Annotated in this window: 8 protein-coding genes; 5 read left to right on the top strand and 3 right to left on the bottom strand. The window is 62.5% G+C overall.

What is annotated here, in order from left to right:
• Nucleotides 1-170: 170 nt before the first annotated feature.
• The 4 genes from BOP96_RS27495 (at nt 171) to BOP96_RS27480 (ending at nt 3542) form a co-directional block, all read left to right on the top strand.
• Nucleotides 171-1382, top strand: coding sequence for a YeeE/YedE family protein (locus tag BOP96_RS27495; RefSeq protein WP_019817537.1), 1212 nt, complete (start codon nt 171-173; stop codon nt 1380-1382).
• Entirely contained in the window at nt 1372-1908 is a 537-nt protein-coding gene (locus BOP96_RS27490; RefSeq protein WP_060767255.1) for a GNAT family N-acetyltransferase, read from the top strand. Before BOP96_RS27495 ends, BOP96_RS27490 begins: the two co-directional genes overlap by 11 nt.
• Nucleotides 1909-1999: 91 nt before the next feature.
• The gene (locus BOP96_RS27485) at nt 2000-2542 is read left to right on the top strand and encodes a cysteine hydrolase family protein (RefSeq protein ID WP_032902102.1); all 543 of its coding nucleotides are present in this window, start codon (nt 2000-2002) and stop codon (nt 2540-2542) included.
• Between the two features lie 4 nt (nt 2543-2546).
• Entirely contained in the window at nt 2547-3542 is a 996-nt protein-coding gene (locus BOP96_RS27480) for a GlxA family transcriptional regulator (protein WP_073454600.1), read from the top strand.
• Here BOP96_RS27480 and BOP96_RS27475 read toward each other — a convergent pair.
• The 3 genes from BOP96_RS27475 to BOP96_RS27465 form a co-directional block, all read right to left on the bottom strand.
• Nucleotides 3514-3684 (bottom strand): DUF2986 domain-containing protein, encoded by a 171-nt coding sequence (locus BOP96_RS27475; protein ID WP_073454597.1) that lies wholly within the window; start codon nt 3682-3684, stop codon nt 3514-3516. The genes BOP96_RS27480 and BOP96_RS27475 overlap by 29 nt on opposite strands.
• A gap of 43 nt (nt 3685-3727) precedes the next feature.
• Nucleotides 3728-4753, bottom strand: coding sequence for an alpha/beta hydrolase family protein (locus BOP96_RS27470; RefSeq protein ID WP_019817541.1), 1026 nt, complete (start codon nt 4751-4753; stop codon nt 3728-3730).
• A gap of 95 nt (nt 4754-4848) precedes the next feature.
• Nucleotides 4849-5679 (bottom strand): alpha/beta fold hydrolase, encoded by an 831-nt coding sequence (locus BOP96_RS27465; protein ID WP_073454595.1) that lies wholly within the window; start codon nt 5677-5679, stop codon nt 4849-4851.
• 177 nt (nt 5680-5856) lie between these two features.
• Between BOP96_RS27465 and BOP96_RS27460 the strand changes: the two genes are divergently transcribed.
• Complete coding sequence (locus tag BOP96_RS27460) at nt 5857-6315, top strand: MerR family transcriptional regulator (protein WP_014719214.1); 459 nt, start codon at nt 5857-5859, stop codon at nt 6313-6315.
• Nucleotides 6316-6329: the final 14 nt, after the last annotated feature.

The raw sequence follows: 6329 nt of genomic DNA, 5'->3' as shown, positions 1-6329 counted from the left end.
GCCCTGCAAAGCGGTATTCCACATACACCGCCGATCCCCTGTGGGAGCTGTCGAGCTTTAGCGAGGCTGCGAAAGCGGTGGTTCAGGCGATGAGCCTTTCGGCAATGCCGCCATCTGATCAAATTCCGTCTAGGGCTATACTTGCCTCCTTCCAACCAATCGAGAACCCCATGAGCACCTCTCTTTCCCTGACGCCTGCGCGCAAGCCGCTCGCGCCACTGATTGCCTTTATCATCCTGGTGGCGGGCGCGCTGTTCCTGCAAAACATGGTCGGCGCACGCCAGGTGTTGCTGCTGGTGGTCGGCGCCGCGCTGGGCCTGACGCTGTATCACGCGGCCTTCGGCTTCACTTCGGCCTGGCGTGTGTTCATTAATGATCGGCGTGGCGCTGGCTTGCGTGCGCAGATGGTGATGCTGGCGGTGGCGGTGCTGTTGTTTTTCCCGGCGTTGGGCGCGGGCACTTTGTTCGGTCAGCCGGTCGTGGGGCTGGTGGCGCCGGCCGGTGTGTCGGTGGTGTTCGGGGCGTTCATCTTCGGGATCGGCATGCAGCTGGGTGGTGGTTGTGCGTCGGGTACTTTGTTCACCGTGGGCGGCGGTAATGCCCGGATGTTGGTGACGCTGCTGTTCTTTATCTGTGGCTCGTTGATCGCCACCCATCACGTCGACTGGTGGTTTGCACTGCCATCGTTCCCGGCGGTTTCCATTGTCAAAAGTTTCGGTGTGCTGCCGGCGCTGGTCTTGAGCCTGGCGGTGTTCGCGCTGATTGCAGTGGTGACAGTGCGCCTGGAAAAGCGCCGTCACGGCCAGCTTGAACAAGGCGTGCAAAGCGAGCACCAAGGGCTACGCCGCTTCCTGCGCGGACCCTGGCCGCTGGTGTGGGGCGCGATTGGCCTGGCGCTGCTCAACTACGCCACCCTCGCCCTGGCCGGACGGCCGTGGGGCATCACCTCGGCGTTCGCGCTGTGGGGCGCCAAGGTGGCGAGCGGGCTGGGCGTGGATGTCGCCAGTTGGGCATTCTGGCAGATGCCGGGCAATGCCAAGGCCCTGGCTGCACCGGTGTGGGAAGACATCACCAGCGTCATGGACATCGGCATTGTCCTCGGCGCGCTGCTGGCCGCAGGCCTGGCCGGGCGTTTCGCGCCCAGCCTGAACATCCCGCTGCGCTCGTTGATCGCGGCGGTGATCGGCGGCCTGATGCTCGGCTATGGGTCGCGTCTGGCCTATGGCTGCAACATCGGCGCGTACTTCAGTGGCATCGCCTCGGGCAGCCTGCATGGCTGGGTGTGGCTGGTGGCGGCCTTTATCGGCAACGGCGTGGGCGTACGTTTGCGGCCCTTCTTCTTTGCGGGTGAACGGCCCCAGGTGGCATTGAGTGGCTGCTGAGCAGTCCACCCACATTATTCGCCTGGCGCGCGCGCAAGATGCCGGTTTGTTGCCCGCCATCGAGCAGTGCGCAGCCCAGGCATTTGGCGCAATCGAAGGGCTGGCTTGGCTGGCGGATGCGGCGTCGATCAGCATCGAACGCCATCGGCAATGGATCGCGCTATCGACCTGTTGGGTGGTGGTTGATGACCACGATCACCCTCAAGGCTTCCTCAGCGCAGAACGCTTTGGCGACGACCTGCATATCCATGAAGTGTCGGTTGCCCAGCCGCTGCAAGGCCAGGGCTGGGGGCGCAGATTGGTGGAAACGGCGATAGAGCATGCCCGCGCCCAACACCTGCGTGCGGTGACGCTGACCACCTTCAAGCATGTACCCTGGAATGCTCCGTTCTACCGGCGCCTGGGCTTTGCAATTCACGTCGATCCGCGTCTGGAAACAATCCTGGCGGATGAATACGCCCATGGCTTCGAACCCGGCAGCCGTTGTGCCATGGCGTGCCCGGTGACATGTCCGAATCCGTCCTGAAGTAGTCCGCCTTGCGTCTGTCGCGCACTGTGGGTGGTCCTTACCATGGCGTGCATCGTTTACCCACTGATGCAAGCCACAAGGACTGTCCATGACCCATAAAGCCCTGATCGTGATCGACGCCCAACATTCCTTCCGCCATTCAACCTACTGGTCCGAAAATGACCTGCCCGACTATCTGGAAAAACAGCAGGCCCTCATCGATGGTTGTGTTCAGCGCGGCATCCCGGTGGTACAAGTCTTCCATGTTGAAGACCAGGGGCATTTCTCCATGCAATCGGGCAACGTCAGGGCATTGAGCGAGCTGTCGATCAATCCACAGTTGGTGATCCACAAGCGTTACCACAGCGCCTTCGCCGGTACGCCCCTGGCCGCTCGCCTCACGGAGATGGGCGTCACCACGCTGATCGTCAGTGGCATCCGGACCGAGCAATGCTGCGAGACCACCACGCGGCAGGCGTCGGACAGCGGCTTCAAAGTGGACTTTGTCAGTGAAGCCACACTGACATTCCCCATGACCCACCTGCGTAGCGGCCGGGAGTACACCTCGGCGCAAATCCGCGAACGCACGGAGCTAGTGCTGGAAGAGCGTTTTGCGCGCATCGTCACGGTCGAACAGGCCTTGGAAGGATGAACCCGTGAGCGTGCCGGTGCTGTTCGTGCTGTTGCCCAATGTGCTGATGCTCGACCTGGCGGGGCCTGCCGAAGTGTTGCGCCTGGCCGCGCAAGCCGAGGACCCGGCGGCGGTGGATTTCGATCTGCAGTACGTCAGCCCGGTGGAGTCGCTGCACAGCTCCATCGGCTTGCCACTGACCGGGCTGGCGCCCCTGCCGCAGACTCTGGCGCCCGGCACGCTGGTGGTGCTGGTGGGCTCCACGATGAACGTATCAAAGGCCCACCAAAAGGCTTTCGAATCGGCCAGCCATCAGCTCACCCTGTGGTTGCAAAACGTGTTCGCGCCCTCGGCCGAACGCCTGGTGTGCGTGTGCGCCGGCGCGTTGAGTGCCGCCAGGGCCGGGCTGCTCGATGGGCGCCAATGCACCACGCACCATTCGCTGTGCGTCACCTTGCAAGCCCTCGCACCCAAGGCCCGGGTCCTGGAAAACCGCCTGTACGTCACCGATGGCCCGGTCAGTTGCAGCGCCGGTATCACGGCGGGTATCGACCTGATGTTGCAGCTGGTCGCCGAACTGGCCGGGCCACGCTTGGCCTGCGCCGTGGCGCGGGACATGGTGGTGTACCTGCGCCGCAGCGGCAGCGACCCGCAGCTATCGCCTTGGGTGACCGGGCGCAATCACCTGCACCCGGCGGTCCATCGCGTGCAGGACGCCATCGCCGCCGCCCCCTGCGAGGCCTGGACGCTCACCCGCATGGCAAGCCTGGCCTGCACCAGCAGCCGGCACCTGGCGCGCCTGTTCCAAGAGCATGTCGGCATCCGCCCGTTGGATTACCTGCATCGCCTGCGCCTGGCCGTGGCCCGTGAACTGCTGGCCGAGTCGGCCCTGGACATAGAAGCCATCGCCGAGCGCGCAGGCTTTGGCTCGGCGCGGCATCTGCGGCGTATCTGGGGCAAATATGAAGCGGCCACCCCTTCAGCCATGCGCCTTACTCAGCAGGCGTCTCGACAGCCGTGACCGGCGCTTGGCCGGCCTCGGTCGCCAGCTTCAAACGGTCCGCCTTGCTGATGTATTTGTCTTTGCTTTTTGGCGCCAGCTTGGCGCTGGCCTTTTTCGCTTTGGCTTTGAAGAGCTGCTGAAGTTTTTTCTGGCGGTTCATGTTCCGTTGCCTGAAGGGGAAAGGCGCGGATGATACTACCGGTTCAGCGCGCCAGGAACTCGCTGATCAGTGTGATCACCTGCTGCTGGATCACGGGCCGTGGCCGCGCGCCTTTGCCGTCCTGGCAAATGATGCTGTCGCCGGGCACATCAGCGTCAAGCAACGCTGCCGCGCCCGGTTTGCACTGAGACATAAAACTGAAGTGGTTGGCGTCCTGGATCTCCACGTACTGAGTCGACGTTTTTGGCAGCCGCTTGGCCATGTCAGCCGATTCCATCTGCGCCGGCAAATCCGCTGATGGCTCACCGGCGGCGATCACCAGGGCCGGCACTGGCAACGCCGCGAGGCTCGCATCGGTAAAACCGCGTGACAGGCCCAGGTCCAGGGACACCACAGCGGTCACGCGCTTATCGCTCAAGTCCGCAGCCAGTTGAGCCTTCCCGTTCGGCGTACCTTCAGGGTTCATCTCGCGATAGGCCGTGCACGCCACCAACGTCGGATGGGCGCTGCAGTCCCGGGCAAACAACGCCGGGTCGAAACGCGCCCCCGCGCTCTCCATGACCGTCCAGCCCCCCAGGGAATGGCCTATCACCGCGATCCGGCCGCTGTCCACCGCGCCAAATGGCGTGGGCTGTACCAGCAGTGCATCAATGGCCCGGCTCAAATCCTTGGGCCGTTGCCACAACTGCGCGGCGGCTTGCGCGCTGCGATCCTGGCTGGTGGTGCCAGGGTGATTCACTGCCGCCACGATATACCCCTGCCGGGCCAGCGCACTGGCCAGCCACGCCTGCTTGCCCCAGTTGCCACCATAGCCGTGGGAGAGCACCACCACCGGATGTTTGCCGGGTGTCGGTGCGGCATCAGGCACCGCAAGCACACCGATGAACACCAGGTTGTCAGCGATCAGCTTGGGTTGGGCGGTGCTGGTGGAGGGGTACCACACGGCCATTTCCAGTGGGCGAATGTTGTGAGTGTCAGGGATGGTGGTGGTTTGGAAACCGATGGGGTCGTTGGCGAGTGCAGGCCCAGTCAGGCTGATCAGGAGCAGGGCGGCGAGGGGGGCTTTCATTGTTTTTATCGTCCTTGAAATGAAGGACGCAGCATGACCTGAAACGAGCGGTTCAGGTAGAGGGGAGGCGGTCACCCGCCCCCCCCAATAATCAATCAGCTCCTTATAAACGCCAGCAAATCCGCATTAATCGTATCGGCATGGGTAGTAGGCATGCCATGCGGGAAGCCCGGGTAGATTTTCAGCGTGCTGTTTTTCAACAGTTTGGCGGACAGCACCCCGGCATTTTCATGGGGGACGATCTGGTCATCGTCGCCATGCATGACCAATACGGGAATCTGGATGCTCTTCAGGTCTTCGGTGAAATCGGTCTGGGAAAACGCCACGATCCCGTCATAGTGCGCCTTGGCACAGCCCATCATGCCTTGGCGCCACCAGTTCAGGATGATGCCCTCGGACGGTGTGGCGCCTGGGCGGTTATAGCCGTAGAAAGGGCCCGCCGGAACGTCATGATAGAACTGTGCACGGTTGGCTTTCAGTTGCGCCTGCAAGTCGTCGAACACTGACTTGGGCAGGCCGCCAGGATTGCTCGGGGTCTGGACCATCAACGGTGGCACGGCGCTGATGATGGCGGCCTTCGAGACGCGGTCTTCGCCGTGGCGGGCGATGTAATGAACCACTTCACCGCCGCCGGTGGAGTGACCGACATGCACCGCGGTTTGTACGCCCAGATGCTCGACCACGGCCGCGACGTCGTCGGCATAGTGGTCCATATCGTGCCCGTCCCAGACCTGGCTGGAACGCCCGTGGCCACGCCGGTCGTGGGCAACGACCCGGTAACCTTCGCCCAGGAAAAACAGCATTTGCGCGTCCCAATCATCTGCGCTCAGTGGCCAGCCATGATGGAAGAAAATGACCTGGGCATCGCGTGGGCCCCAGTCCTTGTAGAAAATTTCAACACCGTCTCGCGTGGTGACGTAGCCCATGTTCGCCTCTCCCAAATGAAATGATGGCCTGATCGAATCGCGATCATGGCGCTGGATTGACCCACTGCGGCCCATGCGTGTCTGGCAAGCGCGCCGCCTACCAATTGCCGCCTTGGCCGCCCAATGACTTTAGGTTTAAAGTCAACTTTAAGGTCAATGGTTTTTTGTGGGTGGTACATGAGAATAGGCGAGTTGGCAAAAATCAGCGGGTTGGCGGCCTCACGCATCCGTTTCTACGAAGCGAGCGGCCTGATCCAATCGGTTGAGCGTAAATCCAACGGCTATCGGGACTATGCACCCGGCACCGAGGCGGTGTTGGAGATCATCAAGGGTGCCCAGGCAGCCGGTTTCTCTCTGGAAGAAATCCGGCAGTTAATGCCCAGAAGTGCCGGTGGTTGGCAGCATGACGAGCTGCTCAGCGGGCTCAAGCACAAGGTCGAGGAAATCGAGGTGCTGCAACAACGGCTGGCCCAGAACAAGGCTCAGTTGCTGAACGTCATCAAGGGCATCGAAGGCAAGCCCGAGGGCATGGCCTGTGCGGAGAATGCGCAGATGCTGATTAACCGTCTGCGCGAGGAAGGGGGCGCTCCAGCCTCATCCACAAGAAAAAGCGCCCGCCGGGCCCCGAGGGCCTGACCGGCGCACAAGGG

Origin of the sequence: Pseudomonas sp. FSL W5-0203 (assembly GCF_001896155.1) — a bacterium.
Classification (GTDB): domain Bacteria; phylum Pseudomonadota; class Gammaproteobacteria; order Pseudomonadales; family Pseudomonadaceae; genus Aquipseudomonas; species Aquipseudomonas paracarnis.
The sequence above is the reverse complement of the archived record's forward strand: the minus strand, read 5'-3'. Positions and strand labels throughout refer to the sequence as shown.

Coding starts and splice junctions, on each gene's coding strand:
- BOP96_RS27495 (WP_019817537.1), top strand. CDS start 171: ATGAGCACCTCTCTTTCCCTGACGCCTGCGCGCAAGCCGCTCGCGCCA.
- BOP96_RS27485 (WP_032902102.1), top strand. CDS start 2,000: ATGACCCATAAAGCCCTGATCGTGATCGACGCCCAACATTCCTTCCGC.
- BOP96_RS27475 (WP_073454597.1), bottom strand. CDS start 3,684: ATGAACCGCCAGAAAAAACTTCAGCAGCTCTTCAAAGCCAAAGCGAAA.
- BOP96_RS27470 (WP_019817541.1), bottom strand. CDS start 4,753: ATGAAAGCCCCCCTCGCCGCCCTGCTCCTGATCAGCCTGACTGGGCCT.
- BOP96_RS27465 (WP_073454595.1), bottom strand. CDS start 5,679: ATGGGCTACGTCACCACGCGAGACGGTGTTGAAATTTTCTACAAGGAC.
- BOP96_RS27460 (WP_014719214.1), top strand. CDS start 5,857: ATGAGAATAGGCGAGTTGGCAAAAATCAGCGGGTTGGCGGCCTCACGC.